This is a genomic window from Streptomyces carpinensis (genome assembly GCF_002154505.1).
Taxonomy (GTDB): Bacteria; Actinomycetota; Actinomycetes; order Streptomycetales; family Streptomycetaceae; genus Streptomyces; species Streptomyces carpinensis.
Genome location: NZ_MUBM01000050.1, coordinates 12,715 through 35,801, shown reverse-complemented (window position 1 = coordinate 35,801; position 23,087 = coordinate 12,715). Strand labels below are relative to the sequence as shown.

17 protein-coding genes and 3 pseudogenes are annotated in these 23,087 nt (G+C 68.9%); 16 read left to right on the top strand and 4 right to left on the bottom strand.

Going from position 1 to position 23,087, the window contains the following annotated elements:
- The 6 genes from BZY54_RS08175 to BZY54_RS08150 form a co-directional block, all read left to right on the top strand.
- Positions 1 to 969 (top strand): NAD(P)-dependent alcohol dehydrogenase (locus BZY54_RS08175; RefSeq protein ID WP_086724052.1); only part of this gene is annotated, 969 nt, incomplete at its 5' end.
- A 217-nt stretch (positions 970 to 1,186) separates the two neighbouring features.
- Positions 1,187 to 2,461 (top strand): multidrug effflux MFS transporter, encoded by a 1,275-nt coding sequence (locus BZY54_RS08170; RefSeq protein WP_208640592.1) that lies wholly within the window; start codon positions 1,187 to 1,189, stop codon positions 2,459 to 2,461.
- Between the two features lie 64 nt (positions 2,462 to 2,525).
- Entirely contained in the window at positions 2,526 to 3,515 is a 990-nt protein-coding gene (locus BZY54_RS08165; protein ID WP_086724049.1) for an aldo/keto reductase, read from the top strand.
- Between the two features lie 637 nt (positions 3,516 to 4,152).
- A complete protein-coding gene (locus BZY54_RS08160) occupies positions 4,153 to 4,503 on the top strand; it encodes a cyclophilin-like fold protein (protein WP_086724047.1) in 351 nt (116 codons plus the stop codon).
- 39 nt (positions 4,504 to 4,542) lie between these two features.
- Complete coding sequence (locus tag BZY54_RS08155; RefSeq protein WP_086724046.1) at positions 4,543 to 5,799, top strand: MFS transporter; 1,257 nt, start codon at positions 4,543 to 4,545, stop codon at positions 5,797 to 5,799.
- 66 nt (positions 5,800 to 5,865) lie between these two features.
- Complete coding sequence (locus BZY54_RS08150; RefSeq protein ID WP_086724045.1) at positions 5,866 to 7,113, top strand: MFS transporter; 1,248 nt, start codon at positions 5,866 to 5,868, stop codon at positions 7,111 to 7,113.
- 36 nt (positions 7,114 to 7,149) lie between these two features.
- Here the strand turns inward: BZY54_RS08150 and BZY54_RS08145 are convergent, their stop codons facing one another.
- The 3 genes from BZY54_RS08145 to BZY54_RS08135 form a co-directional block, all read right to left on the bottom strand.
- Positions 7,150 to 7,419 (bottom strand): hypothetical protein, encoded by a 270-nt coding sequence (locus BZY54_RS08145; RefSeq protein ID WP_143668020.1) that lies wholly within the window; start codon positions 7,417 to 7,419, stop codon positions 7,150 to 7,152.
- A gap of 789 nt (positions 7,420 to 8,208) precedes the next feature.
- Positions 8,209 to 9,651: an amino acid permease gene (locus BZY54_RS08140; RefSeq protein ID WP_086724041.1), complete on the bottom strand. Its 1,443-nt coding sequence runs from the start codon at positions 9,649 to 9,651 to the stop codon at positions 8,209 to 8,211.
- A 187-nt stretch (positions 9,652 to 9,838) separates the two neighbouring features.
- Entirely contained in the window at positions 9,839 to 11,290 is a 1,452-nt protein-coding gene (locus tag BZY54_RS08135; RefSeq protein ID WP_244217026.1) for a PucR family transcriptional regulator, read from the bottom strand.
- Between the two features lie 149 nt (positions 11,291 to 11,439).
- Here BZY54_RS08135 and BZY54_RS08130 point away from each other — a divergent pair, with 149 nt between their 5' ends.
- From BZY54_RS08130 to BZY54_RS08085, 10 genes and pseudogenes are all read left to right on the top strand, one after another.
- Positions 11,440 to 12,846, top strand: a complete 1,407-nt coding sequence (locus tag BZY54_RS08130; protein ID WP_086724036.1) for an NAD(P)/FAD-dependent oxidoreductase — start codon at positions 11,440 to 11,442, stop codon at positions 12,844 to 12,846.
- 42 nt (positions 12,847 to 12,888) lie between these two features.
- Entirely contained in the window at positions 12,889 to 13,236 is a 348-nt protein-coding gene (locus BZY54_RS08125) for a cupin domain-containing protein (RefSeq protein ID WP_086724034.1), read from the top strand.
- A 21-nt stretch (positions 13,237 to 13,257) separates the two neighbouring features.
- Positions 13,258 to 14,751, top strand: coding sequence for a CoA-acylating methylmalonate-semialdehyde dehydrogenase (locus BZY54_RS08120; protein WP_086724032.1), 1,494 nt, complete (start codon positions 13,258 to 13,260; stop codon positions 14,749 to 14,751).
- A gap of 316 nt (positions 14,752 to 15,067) precedes the next feature.
- Complete coding sequence (glnT, locus tag BZY54_RS08115) at positions 15,068 to 16,393, top strand: type III glutamate--ammonia ligase (protein WP_244217025.1); 1,326 nt, start codon at positions 15,068 to 15,070, stop codon at positions 16,391 to 16,393.
- Positions 16,394 to 16,431: 38 nt separating this feature from the next.
- Entirely contained in the window at positions 16,432 to 17,334 is a 903-nt protein-coding gene (locus BZY54_RS08110) for a class II glutamine amidotransferase domain-containing protein (protein ID WP_086724030.1), read from the top strand.
- Positions 17,322 to 18,053, top strand: coding sequence for a protein glxC (locus tag BZY54_RS08105; protein ID WP_086724029.1), 732 nt, complete (start codon positions 17,322 to 17,324; stop codon positions 18,051 to 18,053). Before BZY54_RS08110 ends, BZY54_RS08105 begins: the two co-directional genes overlap by 13 nt.
- A gap of 21 nt (positions 18,054 to 18,074) precedes the next feature.
- Positions 18,075 to 19,415 carry an FMN-binding glutamate synthase family protein gene (locus BZY54_RS08100; protein WP_086724027.1) on the top strand — a complete coding sequence of 447 codons (1,341 nt, stop codon included), beginning with the start codon at positions 18,075 to 18,077 and terminating at the stop codon, positions 19,413 to 19,415.
- Positions 19,405 to 20,500 (top strand): annotated as a pseudogene (locus BZY54_RS08095) (FAD-dependent oxidoreductase). The gene BZY54_RS08100 and the pseudogene BZY54_RS08095 overlap by 11 nt, the downstream one beginning before the upstream one ends.
- Positions 20,497 to 21,575 (top strand): annotated as a pseudogene (locus BZY54_RS08090) (S-(hydroxymethyl)mycothiol dehydrogenase). The pseudogenes BZY54_RS08095 and BZY54_RS08090 overlap by 4 nt, the downstream one beginning before the upstream one ends.
- Before the next feature lie 131 nt (positions 21,576 to 21,706).
- Positions 21,707 to 22,292, top strand: a pseudogene (locus tag BZY54_RS08085) (MBL fold metallo-hydrolase).
- Positions 22,293 to 22,377: 85 nt separating this feature from the next.
- Here BZY54_RS08085 and BZY54_RS08080 read toward each other — a convergent pair.
- On the bottom strand, positions 22,378 to 23,037 hold the full coding sequence (locus tag BZY54_RS08080) for a helix-turn-helix domain-containing protein (protein ID WP_086724024.1): 660 nt from the start codon (positions 23,035 to 23,037) through the stop codon (positions 22,378 to 22,380).
- Between the last annotated feature and the right edge of the window lie 50 nt (positions 23,038 to 23,087).

Here is a 23,087-nt window from a genome sequence, read left to right as displayed (position 1 = left end):
GACGTCGGCCCCCACGACGTCCTGATTGCGATCCAGTACGCCGGCGTCTGCCACTCTGACATCCACACGGTCAACGGGGACTGGGGCCCTCAGCCCTTCCCCGTCGTCCCCGGCCACGAGATTGTCGGCACAGTTACCGAGGTCGGCTCCGATGTCACCACGCATCGAGTAGGGGACCGCGTGGGTGTCGGCTGCATGGTCAACTCCTGCGACGAGTGCGCCGCCTGCCGCGACGGTGACGAGCAGTACTGCGTGAACGGAACCGTCTTCACCTACGCCAGCGCGGACCGTGACGGCACCCACACCCAGGGCGGCTACTCCACGCACATCGTCGTGGACGCCGACTTCGTGCTGTCTGTCCCGGAGAACCTGGACGCGGCCGCTGCGGCACCGCTGCTGTGCGCGGGCATCACTACCTACGCACCGCTGCGCCGCTGGGGCGCCGGCCCCGGCAAGCAGGTCGCGGTCGTCGGCCTCGGCGGTCTCGGCCACATGGCCGTCAAGATCGCCCATGCCATGGGCGCCGAGGTGACCGTGCTGTCGCAGTCGCTGAAGAAGCAGGAGGACGGGCTGCGCCTCGGCGCAGACCACTACTTCGCGACGTCTGATGCGGACACGTTCTCCGCTCTCGCGGGACGCTTCGACATCATCATCAACACGGTGAGCGCCGACCTCGACATTAACGCCTACCTCGGTCTGCTGACTGTTGACGGCGTCATGGTGAACGTCGGTGCTGCCCCTGGACCGCTGACCGTGAACGGGTTCCTCCTCGGCGCCCGACGTGTGCTGACAGGTTCGATGATCGGCGGCATCGCCCTGACCCAGGAGATGCTCGACTTCTGTGCCGAACACGGTATCGGTGCCGACGTCGAGGTGATCTCCGTCGACCAGGTCAACGAGGCGTACGCGCGGGTGCTGGCCTCCGACGTCCGCTACCGCTTCGTCATCGACACCGCCACCCTCGCCTGACCCGCTGCACCGGCGCGCGCCCGGACGGTCGACGCGCGAGCGTGGCCCCGGGCGCACAGCGCGAATCTGGGATGCACTGCCGGTACACCCCTCGACAGAAACTCCCTGCCGGCCGCGGAACACGGTTGTCTTGTTGGCGGGGGAGTCCTCATCGCGACGTGGAACGTGCGTCGCGCACAGCCCCCGCTGTCTCACCCTTTTGCCTGATTGGAGCCGTGTGAGTACCCCCGTGATCCCGAGCGCGCCGCGTGAGCGGACGGTCGGCCGTGCCCTGGCCGTCGTGCTGGCCCTGCTGACCGTGTTCGGGCCGATCTCGATGGACCTGTACCTGCCGGTGCTGCCGGCGCTCACGAACGAGCTGCACGCATCGACGTCGGCCGCGCAGCTCACGGTCACCGCCTGCCTGCTCGGCCTGGCGTTCGGCCAGCTGATCGCGGGCCCGCTGTCGGACCGGTTCGGCCGCCGCCGCCCGATGCTGGCCGGCGCCGTCGCCTACATCGCCACCTCGGTGCTGTGCGCGTTCAGTCCCGGCGTCGAGTCGTTGGTCGCCGCCCGCTTCGTGCAGGGCCTGGCCGGGGCCGTCGGCATCGTGATCGCCCAGGCCGCCGGACGCGACCTGTACTCCGGCGGCAAGCTCGTGCGCTACTACGGCCGCCTCACCGTGATCGGCGGACTGGCCGCCATCGTCGGACCGGTCCTGGGCGGCCAACTGGCCGCGTTCACCGACTGGCGCGGCATCTTCCTGTTCCTCGCCCTGCTCGGCGCCGTGATCCTCATCGCCTGCCTCACCGTCTTCCGCGAGACCCTTCCCGCCGTCGAGCGCACCGGGGGCGGCCTGGCCCAGAGCGGACGCGACTTCCGCCGACTGCTCTCCGACCGCCTCTTCCTCGGCGCGGTCCTGATCACCGGGTTCGTCAACGCCGCCCTGTTCGCCTACCTCAGCGGCGCCACCTACGTGCTCCAGGGCATCTACGGGCTGTCTCCGCAGGGCTACTCGTTCGCGTTCGGCCTGAACTCCGCAGGGTTCATGGTGTTCGGCTTCATCGCCGGCCGCCTCTCCGAACGCTGGTCGGAGAAGGGCACCCTGCTACTGGGCCTGACCATGACTCTGGTCGGCGCGGCCGGACTGCTCGTCACCGCGGCACTGCAGCTGCCGCTGGCAGCGATCGTGCTGTCCCTGCTGACCATGGTCAGCGGCGTCGCCACCACCACCCCGCCCTCCACCTCACTCGCGCTCGCGCACTATCCCCAGATCGCCGGCACCGCGTCCTCGCTGCTCGGCACCGCACGCTTCGCGTTCGGCGGCATTGCCGCCCCGCTCGTCGGCCTCGGTGGCTCCGCCACGGCTCTCCCTCTCGGACTCGTCACTGTCACCTGCGCACTCCTCGCCGCCGTCGTCTACGTCCTCGCCGTGCGCCCCCACGCCCGGGCGGCGGAGCACACCGTCACCATCGGGCAGCCCGTCGCCGACCGGGTGACGGCCGCCTCCTGACTCTCCCGCCCGCGCGGAACGGACACCTACGCGTCCCGCGCCGCCAAGGAAAGGAAACACCCTCATGCAGTACACACACCTCGGCCGCAGCGGTCTGAAGGTCGGCCGTCTGGCGCTGGGCACCATGAACTTCGGCGACGCGACCGATGAAGCCACGAGCTTCACGATCATGGACGCTGCGGTGGATGCGGGCATCAACCTGTTCGACACGGCCGACGTCTACGGCGGCCCGCAGAGCCCGGACATGCAGCGGGGCTACGGCCTGTCCGAGGAGATCATCGGCCGTTGGCTCGCCCAGGGCGGCGGACGCCGCGACAAGATCGTGCTCGCCACGAAGCTCTACCAACCGATGGGGCTCGGCCCGAACGACAAGTACCTGTCCGCGTACAAGATCCGCCGCGCCGCCGAGGCCAGCCTGCGGCGCCTGCAGACCGACCACATCGACCTGTACCAGATGCACCACATCGACCGGGCCACTCCGTGGGAGGAGATCTGGCAGGCCATGGAGCAGCTCGTGCGCGAAGGCAAGATCACATATGTGGGCAGCAGCAACTTCGCCGGCTGGCAGATCGCCACGGCCCAGAGCGAGGCCCGCGCCCGCCACTTCATGGGCCTGGTCTCCGAGCAGAGCCTGTACAACCTCACGGCTCGCACCATCGAACTCGAGGTCATCCCTGCCCTGCGCCACTACGGCATCGGACTCATCCCCTGGAGCCCGCTGGGCGGCGGCCTGCTGGGCGGCGTCCTGAAGAAGATCGAGAACGGCCGCCGTGCCTCCGCGCAGATGCAGCAGACCATCGAGCGGTACCGGCCGCAGCTTGAGGCGTACGAGAACGTGTGCGCCGAGATCGGCGAACAGCCCGCCGATGTGGCGCTGGCCTGGCTGCTGCACAACCCGGTGCTCACGTCGGTGATCGCCGGCCCGCGCACGCCCGAGCAACTCGCGGCCAGCCAGAAGGCCCTCGATGTGCAACTGTCGGACGACATCCTGCGCAGGCTCGACGAGATCTGGCCCGGCCCCGGGGGAGAAGCTCCCGAGGCATACGCCTGGTAGACCATCAGGGCAGCCGTTCCCGCCGGCCTCTGGGCCGATGGGGACGGCTGCCGCGTGTCGGCGTACGCGGCGGACGGGTTCAGCGGACCTCGGCGCCTGTCTCCTCAGCCAGTGCCTGCAGGAGGCGGACCTGGAACGCCTCGTCGTGCGCACCGCCGGGTGGGGCTGCTGCCGCTGCCGGTGATACCAGTCCAGGTGCCGCTGCCGCACGCCCGAGCCCGTCGGCGGAACCTGTCACAGGATCCGACTCATGATTGCACCATCTTCCAGGCCGACGTGAGAGGCACGCGGTCCACGCCTCCCATGATCCCGACGGTACGGACGGGCGGGCGCGTCACGAATGCACTGCCAGTACACCCCTCATCCGTAACTCGATCTCCTTACGCCGGGCCGGTTTCCTGGATGGGGCGGCGCCGGAGTTCCGCCCGTGACCGCCGATCCCACCGCCCCGAGGAGACAGACCGTGTTTCGCGCCGTTGTCCGCGCAGCCCCCGCACTGGCACTGGTCCTGGCTGCATCCGCCTGTACCACGAGCCGGCCCACGCCACTGTCCGGGCCCTCCGCGCCGTCCTCCGCCGTGCGCCATCCGGCACCGACGCACGAGGCAACGCCCCACGCATCCGACAGGAGCACCGCCATGAACATTCACCTGACTATCAACGGCCACCGAGTCGGTGCCGCCTTGAACGGCAGCGCTACCGCCCGAGATCTCGCCGAATTGCTGCCGCTCACCCTGGAGATGGAGGACTTCCACCAGACGGAGCGGATCTCCTACCCGCCCCGCAAGCTCGACACCAGCGGCGCCCCTGCGGCATCGAACCCGAAGGCCGGCGACCTCGCCTACTACGCCCCCTGGGGCAACCTTGCCCTCTTCTACCGCGACGGCGATCACTCCCCGAACCTGGTCATCCTCGGCCGCCTCACCGACCCCGACGACATCGACCGGCTCGCCGGAGCGGAGCACATCCGCATCGAAGCCGCCTCCTGACCGCACACCCGCGCCTTCTACCGAAAGCGATCTCCCCGTATGCCCTCCGCCTCCACGACCGCTCCGGGCAGGATGCCCGTCGTCGTCTGGGTGCTCGCCGCGGCCGCGTTCCTGATGGGAACCACCGAGTTCGTCATCGCCGGCCTGCTGCCGGACATGGCCGGCGACCTTGACGTGAGCACGTCCCGCACCGGCCTCATGATCACCATCTTCGCGATCGGCATGATCATCGGCGGGCCCGCTATGGCGCTGGCCACGCTGCGCCTGCCGCAACGCATGACCGTGATCCTGTCCCTCGCGGTCTTCGCCGCCGGGCACGTCGTCGAGGCCGCCAGCAGCTCTTTCACCGTCATTCTCGTCGCCCGCTTCGTGACGGCGCTGGCCACCGGTGCTTTCTACGCGGTCGGCTTCGTCCTCGCCACCGCCGCCGCAGGGCCCGAGCGGTCCACCCGCGCCGTCGGCATGATCATGGGCGGCCTGACCCTGTCCAACGTGATCGGAGTGCCGATCGGCTCGTTCGCAGGCCAGCTCATCGGCTGGCGTGGCCCCTTCTGGGCCCTGGCCGTCTTGGCTGCTCTCGCCGCCGCGGTCATCGGCCGCTTCCTCCCCGCAGCCGAACAGGGTGCCAGGGTGTCGATACGGGCGGAGATCCGCGCCCTGCGCAACACCCGGCTGTGGCTGGCGCTCACCGCAGCAGTCATGATCATGGGCGGAGTGTTGGCCGCCTACACCTACATCAGCCCGCTGCTGACCGACCGCGCCGGCATCCCGGCGGACGCGGTCCCGCTGGTCCTGGTCGCCTACGGATTCGGAGCCGTGGCCGGCACTGCCATCGGCGGACGCATAGGTGACCGACACCCCATGGCCACCACAATCACCGGCGCTGCCGCCACCGCCCTGGCCCTGCTCCTGCTGATGCCTCTGTCCACCAGCGCGGCGCCCACTGTCATCCTGGTGGCGCTCATGGCGATGACCGGCTTCACCCTGAACCCCATCGTCACCTCCCTGGCCGTCCGCTTCGCCGGAGACGCCCCGACCCTCACCGCCGCGCTGACCACCTCCGCCTACGAGACCGGCGTCGCAGCCGGCTCGGCCCTCGCCGGCGTGGCTCTCGGCTCGTCTCTCGGCCTGACCGGACCCGCCCTGGTCGGCGCCGTCTTCGCCGCACTCACCCTGCTGCCCCTCATCGCGCTCGCCGTGCGCGGCACCCGAGCCGACTCGCGCATCGTCGCCCAGCAAGCTTCCACGGACCGCGAGCACGAGCTCGTCCCGCAGAACGGCCGTGCCCAGCGCTGAACCGCCCGGTTGCCGCGGCATGTGCGCCCGCAGCACACACCTGCTTCAAGGAAAGAACAACCCACCATGCCCTCCGCACCGTCCGCCTCCCGGACCGGTACTCTCCCGTTCGTCGTCTGGGTACTCGCCGCCGGAACCTTCCTGATGGGGACGACCGAGTTCGTCGTCGCCGGGCTGCTGCCCGAGATCGCCGACGACTTCAATGTCAGCGTCTCCCACGCAGGACTACTGATTACCGCGTTCGCCATCGGCATGATCGTCGGCTCCCCGACGATGGCGATGGCCACCCTCCGCCTGCCCCAGCGACAGACCCTGATCCTGGCGCTTGCGGTCTTCAGCCTCGGACACGTCGTCGCCGCCCTCAGCAGCTCCTTCACCGTTGTTCTCGCCGCCCGCGTCGTCACTGCGCTGGCCACCGGCGCGTTCTGGGCCATCGGCATGGTCATCGCCACAACCGCCGATGGCCCCACCGCAGCCACCCGGGCCACCGGACTGATGATCGGCGGCCTGACCCTGGCCAATGTCGTCGGAGTACCCGTCGGATCCTTCGTCGGCCAGTACATCGGCTGGCGCGGCCCGATCTGGGCCCTGGCCGTCCTGTCCGCCTTCGCCGCCGTCTTCATCGGGCGCTTCATCTCCGCCCAGGATCAGCGCACTACCGTGTCCCTGCGGGCAGAGTTCAATGCCCTGCGCCAGGGCCGCCTATGGCTCGCACTGAGCTCCGCCATGCTGATCATGGGCGGCGTCATGGCCACCTACACCTACATCACGCCCCTGCTCGAACGCGCCGGGATTCCCGAGAGTGCCGTCCCGCTCGTCCTCATCGCGTTCGGCATCGGCGCCCTGGCCGGTACCACCACTGGCGGCCGGCTCGGAGAACGCCGCCCGATGGTCACCACCATCTCCGCCGCCGTGGCCACCGCACTCGTGCTGCTCCTGATGATCCCGCTGTCCACCAACGCCGTCACGGCCACCGCACTGGTCCTGCTCATGGGCTGGACCGGATTCACCGTCAATCCCATCGTCACCGCACTCGCCGTGCGCTTCGCAGGCGACGCACCGACCCTCACCTCCGGCCTGACCACCTCCGCGTTCAACGTCGGCATCGCCGCCGGATCCGCAGTCGCGGGCATCGCCCTCGACTCCGCAGGACCGGCCGGCCCCCCAGTGGTCGGCGCCGTCATCGCCGCATGCACCGTGCTGCCCCTCGCCGCCCTCGCCATGCACGCGGCGCCCCGCGCCTCACGCATCGTCGCCCAGCACACACCCGCCACTGGGCAGGCCGACGAGCTCACTACGTCAGCACACCAATGACAGTCAGAACAGCCTCGAGTCCCCAGGGGCCCCGAGTCACTTTTTGCGTGGGCGTCCCGGGTAGGAGCCGGCCGGACGGAGCGGAACGTCGTTCTTGAGCAGCGCCAGGCGCGGCTTGACGTCCACAACCACCGGGCCCTCGCCGGTGACCAGCAGGTGGTCAGGGATATGGCGTCGGACTGCTCCCGCGGGCACGGTCTGCAACGAGAACGGCTGAGCCGCGATGCTGTGCAGGAGTGGATCGGAGTCGGCGAACAGGAGCCTGGCCAGCTCCAGCTGGGACGTGTAAACAACGTGATCGCGCATCTTTGCCGCCCTCATCGCCGACATTCCGGCCTTATCCTGCGGAGCTTGCCGCCGATCCGATGCCGTGCGCGGTCGGCGTACGGGCCGTCGACCCTTCTCTCTTTTGGCCTCTTCCCGCCACCACTACAACGTGCCGAGTCAGGCCGGGCAGCGGGCCAGCGCTCGGCTGGTCGCCGTTCGCGATGGTGAGACTGGGGGCACGCGATCCATGAGCGCACCTCGTCCGTGGTGAGGAGCCGGTACTGCCACGCCGGGGTGACGAGGTACGCCGGGTTACGCGCCTGGAGGGTCTGCACCTGCTCGCGGGCGTCGCCGCGAACCACCGCAACGGGCCGCCGAGAATGTCGGCCATCGCTACGGAGCCAGCATGTTCGCTTCCAGCGGCTTCGGCTTCGGCTCCGCGATCGCGTGCGTGGCGTAGGCAACCTCGAGCGCGGCAGCGGTCTCGCCCATGCCGTATAGCTTGCCTCGGCGTACTTCAGGCAGCTGGTGTATGAGGCCGCATGCGTGAGCTACTTTGCCCGCACCAACGGGGAATAGCTGAGGAAGACACGCGTTGCGCGCCGTCCCATGCCCGAGGAAGGGACTACGCCATGAACGCCCTCCGCGTCGGGTTCCCCGTATGCGAGCGACGGGACCTGACGATCCACGATCTCCTGGGCGCTGAAACGGGCCAGGCCACCGTCGCTGTCCGAGGAGTTCGGCCTGTACTTCCGCCAACAAGCGATCGCGCCTCTCGGTGCAGCGCAATGCGTGCGCCGGGAGCGCCGATCGGCTGTTGGTAGTGGATCAGTGTGACGCCGCTGCGGATGGCTTGGATCGACCGTGAGTGGGGTTGTCGTTGGGCTCGCCGTTGGAAGGCTTTCCGTGGGAGGGGCCGAACCGCTTTCGGACGGCATAGATGGCTGACATGAGTGCCCACACGACGACCCCCTGGAGCAGTTCGATCCGCGACTCACTCCTCACGCCCATGCTGATGAGAACCGCGGCGATGGCCAGTGCGACGAGGACGGGCAGGAACGGATGCAGCCACATCTTGAACGTCAGCCCGCCTGGTGTCTCCGCTTCGAGGCGCTTGCGCATGCGTAGCTGGGACAGGCTGATCAGGAGGTAGACGAAGAGGAAGACCGCACCTGATGCGTTGATCAGGAAGAGGAAGACCGTGTCCGGCCAGAGCGCGGAGAGCATCACACAGCCGTATCCGACGACCGTGCACGACAGAAGTCCCTTGACGGGGACACCCCGGCGGTTGACGGCTGTCATCCACCGAGGCGCATCTCCGCGGCCGCCCAGGACGAAGAGCATGCGGGACGCGGTGTAGAGGCCGGAGTTCAGACAGGACAGCACGGCGACCAGGACCACGGCGTTGAGGATGTCCGCGGCGGCGGGAATGCCGATACCGTCCAGCGCCGCCACGAACGGGGACTCGCCGGGAGTGATCGCGCTCCAGGGCCTGATCACCACGATGAGGAAGGTGGACAGGACGAAGAAGCCCAGGATGCGGAAGACGACAGAGCTGACCGCCTTGCGGATCGCGTTACCCGGCTCCTTCGACTCGGCGGCCGCCACTGTCACGACTTCCACCCCGGTCATGGAGAAGATCACCACGACCACGCCCGAGAGCACCGGGGCCAGGCCGTTGGGGAAGAAGCCACCGTGCTCGGTCAGGTTGGCGAAGGACAGCTCGGCGCCCGGCCACAGGCCGAGTACGAAGAGGCCGGCGAGGAGGATGAACACGATGATGGCGGCCACTTTGATGCCGGCGAACCAGTATTCCGCCTCGCCGAACGAGCCGACGGACATCAGGTTGATGGCTGTCATGATGACAAGAAGTCCGAGAGCGATGAGCCATACCGGCAACCCGGGCAACCACTTGTTGATCATCTGGCCGCCCACAACCGCCTCGAAGCCGACGACGATCACCCAGAAGTACCAGTACAGCCAGCCGGTGGAGAAGCCCGCCCAGGGGCCGAGGGCCATGCGGGCGTAGTCGGTGAACGACCCGGTGCTTGGCCGGGCCGCGGCCATCTCGCCCAACTGCCGCATTACCAGGAGGACAAGGAGGCCGGTGAGTCCGTAGGTGATGAACGCGCCGGGGCCGGCTTCGTGAATGATCGCGCTTGAACCGATGAAGAGGCCTGCGCCGATGACGCCGCCCAGCGAGATCATGGTCAGATGGCGTTGCTTGAGACCAGCCCGCAACGGGGTGGTGTCATCGGGGATCGTGCCCATGCGCGGTTCCCTTCGCATCGCCCCGACCGTCTGCGCGAGGAAGCCGCGGGCCCGGACGGGGCTGGCCGAGTGTGCCTGTGATGCGGACCACCATCCCGTCGGAGCGCTGACCGGGCCATGCGCGGTTTCGCGAACCCTGGAGCCGACCCTCATACATTCGTATGGCGGCTTGGCGAGAAGTTCGGCATCAGGTCATGAGGTCGTCGAGAGACAGTTGCGCGCTGTCCGTCGCCTGAAGCGCGAGCCACAGCATGGCTGAACCGCGCGTCGATGTCGGCTTCAGTCCGGTGAGCTGCTCCACCTTGCGCAGCCGGTACACGAGGGTCTGTCGATGGATGCCCAGGTCGTCCGAGCTTCGCTGCCAGCCACCGTCATTGGCCAGGAACGTCCGCAATGAGGTGATGAGATCGCCGTCGTGGGCACGGTCGTATGTGATCAACGGACCGAGGATACGGCGGACGAGCTGGCGGGTGTCCTCGAGGCTGCGTGGCAGGAATCCGCTGTCGCGCTGGTCGTTTCCGTAGCGCACCAGCGATGTGCCGGCCTCGTGCGCTCTGGCCACGGCGAGTTGCGCCTGCCGTGCGGCTTCGGAGACCTGGGTGCTGGCGGCCAGGGGAGTGCTTAGGCCGACCGCGCAGTGCTCTGCGAGCTTGGTCGAGAGGGACGCCAGGAGCTCACCGTCGTCGGGGACGACACCCAGGAGCATGGGGGAGCGATACGCCAGGAGCGGTGCGCAGTCCTGCAGGCGCACGTCGTGGTGAACGTTCTCGTGGTGAAGCGGTGCGTCATTGGATGCCTTCCAGCAGGCGACGACCACGGCCCCGGCCATCCCTCGGTGACGCAGCTCCGGCCAGACCGCCGACAGGTCGATGGTGTCGTCGAGCAGGCCGAGCAGCAGGTCCTCTCCGGATGCCCGCAGATGGTCGCGCTGGGCGGCGTGATGTTCCAGTTCCAGAGCGATCAGTCCGCCCAGGTGTTGGAGCAGGGGACGGTCCTGGACGGGCCGTCGACCGGGATAAGCCACCAGGGCGACGTTGCCGACCCCAGGGATGGGCACCTGCGTGCCTTCGGCGTCGGGGCCCTCGGGGTGTGCCGACCGCCGCCTGGCGGCCTGACGACCCTGGGCCAGCATTTCGCCGACGTCCAGATCCCGTACCTCCAGCGCCCATCCGATGCTGCCTTCCAGGGCTGAGATACGGGTGTCGAAGGTGCCGCGGGCACGCAGTGACTGCCAGTACACGTCATACAAACGTTTAATGGTCGCCAGCCGCTCGCGTTCTGCCTCGACCGCACTCTCGATGACGGTGCGGGCCAGGGTGACGAACTGCAGGTCAAAGCTTGCCGACAGCACCGGGAAGTTCCGACTGTCGGCTGCGTCAAGGAGCTCGGGGGTCACCTCCGGTGCTCCGGCTTCCGGTGCGACCACCAGAGCACTCACCCGGCTGTCGATCAGCCGGGTGATCCACAGCTCCTGCTCAGGCGATCCGGTGGGCAGCCCTCCACCCGTGGTCATCACCAGGTCGCCCGCCTTGAACCAGCGCCAGGGATCAGGCAGGTCGCACGCGTGCGCCCAGGTGACCGGGCGGGAGCCACCGCGAGATCCGGCCAGGTATGTCAGGCCCAGCGAGGGTACGGACACCAGGCCGTCGACTGTGATCACAGCGGCCCCTTTCTCGTGTGCTTCATACGAACGTACAGCGCGCGGAAAGAGCACTGTGCATCGGACGGATGTCCCCTTCGACCCCGTGATCCAAGACTGGCCCCAGTAAAGACACCAGGGAGGCAGCGATGGTGGTCGGTCAGGTCCGCACGGTGCGCGGCACGGAGAGCTCTTCGGGGGTGCCCCTGTGGGCGGAGAGCCGGGAGTCCTCATCCCGCAGGCCCGCTCTGCCGGGCAGCACTTCGGCCGATGTCGCCATTGTCGGCGCCGGTTTCACCGGTCTGTGGGCGGCCTACTACCTCCTCAAGGAGGACCCCACCCTGAAGGTGGTCCTGCTGGAGCGGGAGTACGCCGGCTTTGGTGCTTCGGGCCGCAACGGCGGATGGTGCTCAGCGATCTTCCCGGTCTCCCTGCAGCGGGTGCGGCAGCTGTACTCACACCAGGCGGCACTGGACATGCAGCGGGCGATGAACGAGACCGTCACCGAGGTGGGCCGAGTCACCGAGCAGGAGACCATCGACTGCGACTTCGCCCCCGAAGGCTTCGTCTCGCTCGCCCGTACGCCCGCGCAGCTCGCTCGAGCCGAGGCCACCGTCGCCGGCGCGGCGGCGTTCGGGGTGGACGGGCAGTGGCGACTCCTGAGCGGCGAACAGGCGCGGGCCAAGATCAACGCCGACGGCGTGCTGGGCGGCATCCACACCCCGCACTGCGCCCTGCTGCACCCGGACAAACTCGTGCGTGGGCTCGCCTCCCGAGTGGAGAGCCTGGGCGGAACCATCTACGAGAACACCGAGGTCACCGGCATCGCAAACGGCTGCGTTCGCACGGTCCACGGGACGGTCACGGCGTCGGTCGTCGTCCGCGCCACCGAGGCGTTCACCCCGCAGTTCGCGGCGTACCGCAGGCATGTCGCTCCGCTGTACTCGCTGGTCGTGGCCACCGCTCCACTGCCGGATGCGGTACGCAAGGAGCTGGGGCTCGATTCCCGCACCGCGTTCAACGACATGCGCAATCTGCGAATCTACGCCCACCCGACCGCGGACGGGCGGCTTGTCTTCGGCGGCCGGGGTGCCCCGTACCACTTCCGCTCCAAGGTCTCGCCCGAGTTCGACGTCGACACCAGGATCCACGCCAAGATCATCGAGACGATGCGCGAGTTCTTCCCGGCCCTCGCCGACGTCGAGATCACCCACCGGTGGGGCGGACCGCTCGGCGTTCCCCGTGACTGGTTCCCGTCGATCGGATACGACAAGAAGTCGGGCATCGCGTGGGCCGGGCCCTACGTCGGAGACGGGGTCGCGACCAGCAACCTCGCCGGGCGGATCCTGCGCAATCTCATCACCGGCCGGCACGACGAGCTGAACCGGCTGCCGGTCGTCAACCACACCTCGCCGCGCTGGGAGGTCGAGCCCTTCCGCTGGATCGGAGTGAACGCCGGCCTCCAGGCGGCCGCGGCAGCCGACTTCGAGGAGCGGCTGACGAACAGGCCGTCCAAGGTGTCGGCGCTGCTCGAAAAGCTCACCGGCGCCCACTGAACCGGAACAACCCCACGCACCACACATCAGGGAGAACACACCATGCCCTCGTTGATCCACCTTCCCCGCCACCAGGTGGTCGGCCCGCTGAGCCCCGCGGGCCGGAGGCCCGGCGCCGACTCCGGAGACCCGCAGCTGCACACCCTCCCGGTGGACGCGGGCACCCCGGCCCAGGTCGGCATCTGGGAGTGCGAGCCGGGCGGGTGGCCCGTCGTCGATCGGCCCAACACCGAAACCTGCTACATCATCTCCGGCCGGGCGACCCTCACCGACGAGCAGTCGGGGACCGCCGTCGAGATCTCCGCAGGTGACTACGTGGTCCTTCCTCCGGGCTGGACCGGACGCTGGGACGTCACCGAGACGCTCCGCAAGGCCTACAGCATCTTCTGACACCGCCCGAAGGGAATCATGATGACGCACACCATCGCGCACTGGTCCGACGGCAAGCCGTTCCTCGGTACGAGCGCCCGGACTGCCCCCGTGACCAACCCCGCGACCGGCGAGATCACCAGTCAAGTAGCCCTGGCCGACCTCGCGGACGCCCGCGCCGTCATCGGCGCCGCCCAATCGGCCTTCCCGGCCTGGCGCGACACCTCTCTCACCCGCCGTACCCAGATCGTCTTCCGGTTCCGCGAAGTGCTCAACGAGCGCAAGGGTGAACTGGCCCGGATCATCACGGCCGAGCATGGCAAGGTGCTCTCCGACGCGCTCGGAGAAGTCAGCCGCGGGCAGGAGGTCGTCGAGTTCGCCTGCGGCATGCCCCACCTGCTCAAGGGCGGTATGACCGAGAACGCGTCCACCAAGGTCGACGTCGCCTCCGTCCGTCAGCCTCTCGGCCCGGTCGGCATCATCAGCCCCTTCAACTTCCCGGCGATGGTGCCGATGTGGTTCTTCCCCATCGCCATCGCCGCGGGCAACACGGTGGTGCTCAAGCCCAGCGAGAAGGACCCGTCCGCAGCTCTGTGGATGGCAGAGCTGTGGACCGAGGCCGGGCTGCCGCCCGGTGTCTTCAACGTGCTGCAGGGCGACAAGACCGCCGTCGACGAACTCCTGGAGAACCCCACGATCAAGGCGGTCTCCTTCGTCGGCTCCACACCCATCGCCCAGTACGTGTACGCCACCGCCACTGCCCATGGCAAGCGTGTCCAGGCCCTCGGCGGGGCGAAGAACCACATGGTCGTTCTGCCAGACGCCGACCTGGACCTGGCGGCCGACGCGGCGGTCAACGCCGGCTTCGGCTCCGCGGGCGAACGCTGCATGGCCATCAGCGCCCTGGTGGCCGTCGGTGACATCGCCGACGAACTGGTGGACAAGATCGCCGAGCGCGCCGCTTCCCTCAAAACCGGCGACGGGACGAAGAACTGCGACATGGGGCCCCTGGTCACGAAGGCCCACCGGGACAGGGTGGCCTCGTACGTCGACGCCGGCGAGGCCGCCGGAGCGACCATCGTCGTGGACGGACGGCAGGTCGCGGCGGATGGAGGGCCGGACGGCTTCTGGCTGGGCCCCACCCTGATCGATGACGTGACCACCGACATGAGCATCTACACCGACGAGATCTTCGGCCCCGTGCTCTCCGTGGTGCGGGTGGACACCTATGACGAAGCCCTCGCACTGATCAACGCCAACCCGTACGGCAACGGCACGGCCATCTTCACCAACGACGGCGGTGCGGCACGGCGCTTCCAGAACGAGGTGGAGGTCGGCATGGTCGGCATCAACGTGCCCATCCCGGTTCCGATGGCCTATTACTCCTTCGGGGGTTGGAAGAACTCACTATTCGGCGACACCCACGCTCACGGGACCGAGGGCGTGCACTTCTTCACCCGCGGCAAGGTCGTCACCTCGCGCTGGCTCGACCCCAGCCACGGCGGCATCGAACTCGGGTTCCCGCAGAACGTCTAGCGGACCGTCACACCGCCCCGGTCGAACGGGCGATGAGCGGGCGACGTCCGCGACGAACGCAGCGGCGCGGCACCCATGCGTCAGGGGGAGAGCTTCACCCAACCGAGCAGCAACAGCCAGGACATCGCCGCGAAACACCCCTTCTGTTTCCAAAGCAACGAAGTTTCCTGTAAGGGATCGAGGTCATATCGTGATCACGCGGCCGGCCGGTTGCCGGCGCGAGACACAGGCTTGGCCGCCCGGCAACACGTGGCACCCGCACCGCCGCCAGAACTGCACACCCCACAGCGACTCCGTCCGAGAGGCCCTGACAGCGATGCCCGACATGACAGACCTGGCGACCCTGGCTGCCAAGCACGACACCACCTTCATCCTCGCCCTCTTCGTCGACCTCATCGGCAAGCCCTGCGCCAAGCTCGTACCGATCGAGGCCATCGAGGAACTTCAGAACGACGGAGTCGGGTTCGCGGGTTACGCGGCCGGTGCCCTCGGCCAGGAGCCCAAGGACCCCGACATCATGGCGCTGCCCGACGCGTCGTCCTTCACACCCGTGCCGTTCATCAAGGAGGGGCTGGCGATCGTCCACTGCGACCCTTACGTCGAGGGTAAGCCGTGGCCGTACGCGCCGCGGAACATCCTGCGCTCCATCTTGGACAAGGCCGCCGAGTGCGATCTGTCGGTGCACGTGGGCGCCGAGGTCGAGTACTTCCTGGTCCACCAGGACGAGCACGGCGGGCTCATCACCGCCGATCCCGGCGACAACGCAGCGCGGCCCTGTTACGACGCCCGCGGCGTGACACGCATGTACGAGCACCTCGCCGCGGTGTCGCGCGGGATGAACGAACTCGGCTGGGGCAACTACGCCAACGACCACGAGGACGCAAATGGTCAGTTCGAGCAGAACTTCGCCTACGCCGACGCGATGACGACCGCCGACCGTGTCATTACCCTGCGGTACCTGATCTCCATGATCGCCGAACAGCGCGGGATGACCGCGACCTTCATGCCCAGGCCCTTCGCCGATCGCACCGGTTCGGGTCTCCACCTGCACCTGTCGCTGTGGAAGGGTTCCAGCCCGCTGTTCCCCGCCCACGACGCCGCAGACCTCCGCGGTCTCGGACTGTCCAGCCTCGCATACGACTTCATCGGCGGTGTCCTGGACCACGCCGGGGCCTTGCAGGCCGTACTCGCCCCCTCGGTCAACTCCTACAAGCGCACCGGCGCGGTGAGTATGAGCTCGGGTGCCTCGTGGGCGCCCCGCGTGCCGACGTACGGCGGCAACGACCGCACCCACTACGTGCGGGTCCCCGACGCACACCGCATCGAACTGCGCGGCGGGGACGGGTCGGCCAACCCCTACCTGGCGATCGCGGCGGCGGTCGGCGCCGGACTGGACGGCATCGCACGGCACACCGACCCCGGCACCCCCGGCGGGGACAACGGCGTCGACCGTGCGGCCCTCCCGCTGACCCTGCTGCATGCCGTGGACGCCCTGGAGGCCGACCCCACCATCAGCGGTGCACTGGACTGCGCCGGAGCCGGCGTGGCCCGGTACTTCGGCGAGCTGAAGCGGGAGGAGTTCTTCCGCTGGCACTCCCAGGTCACGTCCTGGGAGATCGACCACTACCTCACCGCCTTCTGAAACCCAGCCCGAAACACCTGTCGAGAAACGAGGAACGCATGTGCGGAATTGTGGGGCTCCATCTGCGCAACCCCGCCCTCTACCCGCAGTTGGGCACCCTGCTGACCGGGATGCTGTGCGAGATGCAGGACCGCGGCGCCGACTCCGCCGGAGTCGCGGTCTACGGCGACCCGCGCTGGTCCCCGCCCGGGCACGCCGCCGTCTCGCTCGTCGAGAGCCCGCTGACACCCGCGGAACTGCGCACCGCGCTTGAAGAACTTTTGCCGCCCGGCACGCCTGTGGGGGTCGTCGACGCGTCCCCTACGCTGGTGGTCAACGTGCCCGTCGAGGTCGACGCCCTGCGCACCGCGGTCGCAACGGCGGCGCCCGGGGCCCTGGTGGTCGGCTTCGGCGAGAACATCGCCGTACTGAAGGGTGTCGGCCACCCCCGCGCCCTCGCCGACAGCTTCGGTCTGGCGGCGGCCCAGGGCTGGCAGGGCGTCGGGCACACCCGCATGGCGACCGAGTCCGCCGTCACCCCGGGCGGCTCCCACCCTTACGCGGTGGGCCCCGGCCAGTGCCTGGTGCACAACGGGTCCTTCTCCAACCACGCCACCATCCGCCGCGAACTACGGACCCGAGGCGTGGTGTTCGACAGTGATAACGACACCGAGGTCGGAGCACGCTTCGTCGCCGACCGGCTCGCGGCCGGGCTCGACATCGAGACCGCGCTCAAGGAACTGTGTGCCACCTTCGACGGCTTCTACACCCTGCTGGTCTCCAACCGGGAGTCCTTCGCCGTCGTCCGCGACGCCATCGCCTGCAAGCCGGCGGTCGTCGCCGAGACCCAGGACTGGGTCGCCGTGGCCAGCGAGTACCGCGCGCTGACCGGGCTTCCCGGCATCGAGAGCGCCTCCCTCTACGAACCAGAGCCCGAGCGGATCTACGCATGGACGCGCTGACCCCTCACCCGACGAAAGGCGCCACCGCCGTGCACGACGTACTCGAACTCGACCTCGCCGAACGCTGGCTGCGCGAGGTCAACGGCCTTCTCCACCAGGCCGACCTCGCCGCCGACGAGGTGCGCATCCTCCATCCCGCCGGCAAGCACAGCGTGGCCGTGGGACTGAACAAGGCGATGCGCGTGACCGTCGAAGGCCAGGTCGGCTACTACGCCGCGGGAATGAACCAGCTGGCCGACGTGGTCATCAACGGCAACGCCGGTGTTGGCGTGGCGGAGAACATGATGAGCGGATCGGTGCTGGTCCGCGGCGACGCGTCGCAGTCCGCGGGAGCGACCGCGCACGGCGGCCTCCTCGTCGTCGAGGGCGACGCCGCCGCCCGCTGCGGCATCTCCATGAAGGGCGTCGACATCGTCGTCGGCGGCAGCATCGGCCACATGAGCGCCTTCATGGCCCAGGCCGGGCGCCTGGTGGTGCGAGGCGACGCCGGTGAGGCGCTCGGCGGCTCGATCTACGAAGCGCGCCTCTACGTCCGGGGCACGGTCGCCTCCCTCGGCGCCGACTGCGTGGCCAAGGAAATGCGCCCCGAACACCACGAGGAACTCGCCGGGCTGCTCAAGAGCGCCGGATTCGAGAGCGAGGACACCTCGGCCTACACCCGCTACGGCTCGGCCCGGCGGCTCTACAACTTCCACGTCGACAACACCGACGCGTACTGACACAGACCAAGGGGCCAGCCAATGACCGATCACCGTCTCTCGGCAGAACAGCGCGGACTGCGTGAGTCCGCCACCTTCGACCGTGTCACCATCAGCGCGATCCAGCGCGCCGCTCGCACCGGCGTCTACGACATCCGTGGCTGGGGTGCCAAGCGGGCGCTGCCGCACTTCGACGACCTGCTGTTCCTCGGGGCGAGCATGTCCCGCTACCCGCTGGAGGGCTACCGCGAGCGCTGCGGCACCGACGTGGTGCTCGGAGACCTCAACGCCAAGCACCCCCTCCACCTCGACATCCCAGTCACCATCGCCGGCATGAGCTTCGGCGCGCTGTCCGGCCGAGCCAAGGAGGCGCTGGGACGCGGCGCGAGCGAGGCCGGCACCTCCACCACGACCGGTGACGGCGGAATGACCCCGGAGGAACGTGGCCAGAGCAAGCACCTCGTCTACCAGTACCTGCCGTCCCGGTACGGCATGAACCCCGACGACCTCCGCAAGGCCGACGCGATCGAGATCGTCCTCGGCCAGGGCGCCAAGCCCGGCGGTGGCGGCATGCTGCTCGGCCAGAAGATCACCGAGCGGGTGGCGCGGATGCGTACCCTTCCGCAGGGCGTCGACCAGCGCAGCGCCTGCCGCCACCCTGACTGGACCGGACCGGATGACCTCGCCATCAAGATCGCCGAGATCCGTGAGACCACCGACTGGGAGAAGCCCGTCTACGTCAAGGTCGGGGCGACCCGCACCTATTACGACGTGAAGCTCGCCGTGCACGCCGGCGCGGACGTCGTGGTCGTGGACGGCATGCAGGGCGGCACCGCCGCCACGCAGGAGGTCTTCATCGAGCACGTCGGCATCCCGACCCTGACCGCGATCCCACTGGCCGTGCAGGCCTTGCAGGAACTCGGTATGCACCGCAAGGTCCAGCTCATCGTCTCCGGCGGCATCCGGACGGGCGCCGACGTCGCCAAGGCGATGGCGTTGGGCGCCGACGCGGTCGCCATCGGCACCGCCGCGCTGATCGCGCTCGGCGACAACGACCCGAAGTGGTCCGCCGAGTACGAGGCCCTGGGCTCCGCGGCCGGCTACTACGACGACTTCCAGGATGGCCAGGACCCCGCCGGCATCACCACCCAGGACCCCGAGCTGCAGCAGAGGTTCGACCCGGTCGAGGGCGGTCGGCGGCTCGCCAACTACCTGCGCGTCCTCACCATGGAAGCCCAGACCATTGCGCGGGCCTGCGGCAAGGCACACCTGACGCACCTGGAGCCCGAAGACCTCGTTGCCGTCACCATCGAGGCGGCCGCGATGGCGAGGGTCCCGCTGGCGGGGACCTCCTGGATCCCGGGAGGCACCGGTGGACTGTGACGTGGTGGTCGTCGGAGTCGGCCTGGCGGGCTCCTCGGCGGTTTGGCAGTTGGCTGCCCGTGGCCTCGACACCACCCTGATCGAGGCCCGCGCCATCGGCCACGACCAGGGCAGCTCGCACGGTACGTCCCGCATTTACCGACGTGCGTACGCCGATCCGGACTACATCGACCTCACGGGTCGCGCCGGGGGAACTGTGGGACGAGCTGGAGGACCGCTCTGGCCAGGTGCTTCGCACCCGCACCGGCGGTCTCGATCACGGCGCCGAACGGAATCCGGAGGCACTGGTGGCCTTGATGAAGGAACGGGGCGTCACCGCCGAACTGTTGCGCCCCGAAGCGGCCCAGGAACAGTTCCCCGGCATGGTGTTCACCGGCCCCGTCATGTTCCACCCCGACGCCGGCCACCTGGACGCGGACCGTACGGTGCGGGCCGGTGTCGATGTCGCCGTGTCACTGGGTGCGACGGTCGTCGAGGGCAAGCCGGTCACCCGCGTCGAGCAGACTGCGTACGGTGTCCTCGTTCAGACCGACGACCGTTCGTTCAGTGCCCGTTGCGCGGTCGTCGCGGCGGGGCCGTGGCTGCCCGAGCTGCTGCCCTCGATCGGGGGCTCACCCCGGATGCCCCGCTCCTGGGTCACTCAGCAGCAGGTGTTCCACTTCCGGCACCGCGACCCGCAGGCCGCGTGGCCGACCATGGTCTACAAGGAGGGCATCCAGCTCTTCGGCCTGCCGTCGGGAGCGGACGGGGGCCCGGTTCCCGCGATGAAGGTCGCCCAGCACGACGGAGGGACGCCGACAACCGCCTCCACGCGGGACGGACGGATCAACCCCACCTCCCGGGACATCGTCACTTCCTGGGTGAGCCATCGGTTGCCGGGGCTCGACCCCGAACCGGCCGCCGAGGGCAGCTGCCTGTACACCATGACGGCCGACGAGGACTTCGTCATCGACCGGCTGGGCTCCGTGGTCGTCGCCTCGCCGTGCTCCGGCCATGGCGCCAAGTTCGCGCCCCTCGTCGGGGCGCTCGTCGCGGACCTGGTGCAGGGCGGCACGGCGCACCCGCGCTTCGCGTTCCGCGACTGAACTTCCGCAACTCCCCACCGCAGGGAGAGTCGGTCTCTGTGGAGACGATCAACGTCCCCACCCCCGGCCCGGGCGAAGCACGGGTGAAGGTGCAGGCGTGCGGCGTCTGCCACACCGACCTGCACTATCGAGAGGGCGGCATCAACGATAAGTTCCCGTTCCTGCTGGGACCCGAGGCGGCCGGCGTCGTCGAGGCTGTCGGCGACGACGTCACCGCTGTCGCGCCGGGCGACTTCGTGATCCTCAACTGGCGCGCGGTGTGCGGCGACTGCCGCGCCTGCCGCCGCGGCGAGGCGCAGTACTGCTTCGCCACCAAGAACGCCACGCAGAGGATGACGCTGGAGGACGGCACCGAACTGACGTCGGCCCTCGGCATCGGCGCGTTCGCCGAGAAGACCCTGGTGGCCGCGGGCCAGTGCACGAAGGTCGACCCCTCGGCCCGGCCCGCCGCGGTCGGACTGCTCGGCTGCGGGGTGATGGCCGGCCTCGGAGCCGCCATCAACACCGGAGGGGTCACCCGGGGCACGTCCGTCGCGGTCATCGGCTGTGGCGGAGTCGGCGTGGCGGTCATAGCGGGCTCCGCGCTGGTCGGCGTCGGCCGCATCATCGCCATAGACATCGGCCCCAAGAAGCTCGCCGTCGCGAAGAAACTGGGCGCGACCCTACCGTCGACTCGTCCGGCACCGACCCGGTAGCCGCGGTCCGGGAACTCACCGGCGGCCTCGGCGCCGACGTCGTCATCGACGCCGTCGGCTGCCCGAAGACCTGGAAACAGGCGTTCTACGCCCGCGATCTCGCGGGCTCCGTCGTACTGGTGGGCGTACCGACACCCGACATGAAGGTGCCCGACATCCCGCTCATCGACATCTTCGGCCGGGGCGGTGCCCTGAAGTCGTGCTGGTACGGCGACTGCCTGCCGGGCCGCGATTTCCCGATGCTCGTCGACCTCTACCACCAGGGCCGCCTCGACCTCGACGCCTTCGTCACCGAGGAGATCGGCATCCAGGACGTCGAGGCGGCCTTCGAACGAATGCACCACAGCGACGTACTGCGCTCGGTGGTGCTGTTCCCGTGACCGTTTCGACGCCCGAGACGCGGGTCAGGATCGACCACTCCGTCTCCAGCAGCACCTTCAGCATCGACGGGCAGAGGTTCGACGTCGACAACAACATCTGGGTCGTCGGCGACGACACCGAGTGCGTCGTCATGGACGCCCCGCACAACGTCGACGACATCATGTCCGTCGTGGGCGACCGGGAGGTGAAGGCCATCCTGTGCACCCACGCGCACGACGACCACGTCCGGGTCGCGCCCGAGCTGCGCGAGCGGACCGGCGCACCGGTCATGCTGCACCCGGACGACAAACGCCCTGTGGGCACTGACCCACCCCGACATGACCTGAGGCATCGACCTGTCCGACGGAGCGGAGATCCGGGTGGGCGCCACCACGCTGCGGGTGCTCCACACACCGGGCCATGCACTCGGCGCGGTCTGCTTCCGCGCACCAGACCTCGGCTGCGTTTTCACCGGCGACACACTCTTTCGGGGCGGTCCGGGGGCGACGGGATGGTCGTACAGCGACGAGGCCGTCATCAACCAGTCGATCCGCGCGCGGCTGTTCGTGCTGCCGGACGACACCGTTGTGCGCACCGGGCACGGTGACGACACCACGATCGGGCGCGAGGCGGAACTGCTCGGCCCGGAGTCCGGAGACCGGGACCACGCCGGTTCTGAGCCCACCGCACACCGTCAGCGACGGGGGCGTGTCCGAGAACCTGCCTCGCGTCGCTGACCCAGTCCTGCGGCTTGATCGCCACGCGAGTATCGCGAAGAGGGCCCGGAACGTGGCGAACAGAGCTGGGTGCCCCTTGCCGTCTTCAGGCCGGCGTGTCGCCGTACGCGACCACCGACAGAAAGCGGATCGGGAGCGTAACCAGCTCCTTTGGGCCATGCAAGCCCTCCCCGTCCAGCTGCAATGCGTCACCGGGACCCATCCGGTACTCGGCGTCGCCATGGCCGTAGACCACCTCGCCCTCCAGCATGTACAGCAGCTCGGTACCCGGATGCTGGAAGAGCGGGAACACCTCGCTCCGCTGCGTCAGCGTTACCAGGTGCGCCTCCATGCGTCTGTGGGGACCGCGCAGCGCGCCCAGCAGGGTGTAGTCATGCCCGACCCGGGAGCCGCGCTGCACGATGCGCGCCCCCTGACCCGACGGTGTGAAAACGGCTTCCCGCCCTGTGTCGGCACCGCGGAACAGCGCGGTCACCGGTACGTCCAGGGCTGCCGCCAGCCGGGCGAGCGTCGTGAGGCTGCACGAGATCCGGGCGTTCTCGATCTTCGACAGCATGGCCTTGGAGATTCCCGCACGCGTGGCCAGCTCTCCCACGGTCAGTCCTGTCGCCGCCCGGTACTGACGCACCTGCACTCCGATGACCCGTTCCAGTTCGCCCTCGGAGGGCGACGGCTGATCGACCTCCCGGGCCGCCGGGCCGCCGATCGGCTCCACATCCGGTTCCTGCGCCTGCGACTCGCTCATCGGTCCCCGTCCATCCGTACGACCACGTCACGGTACCCGCCGTGGCCGAC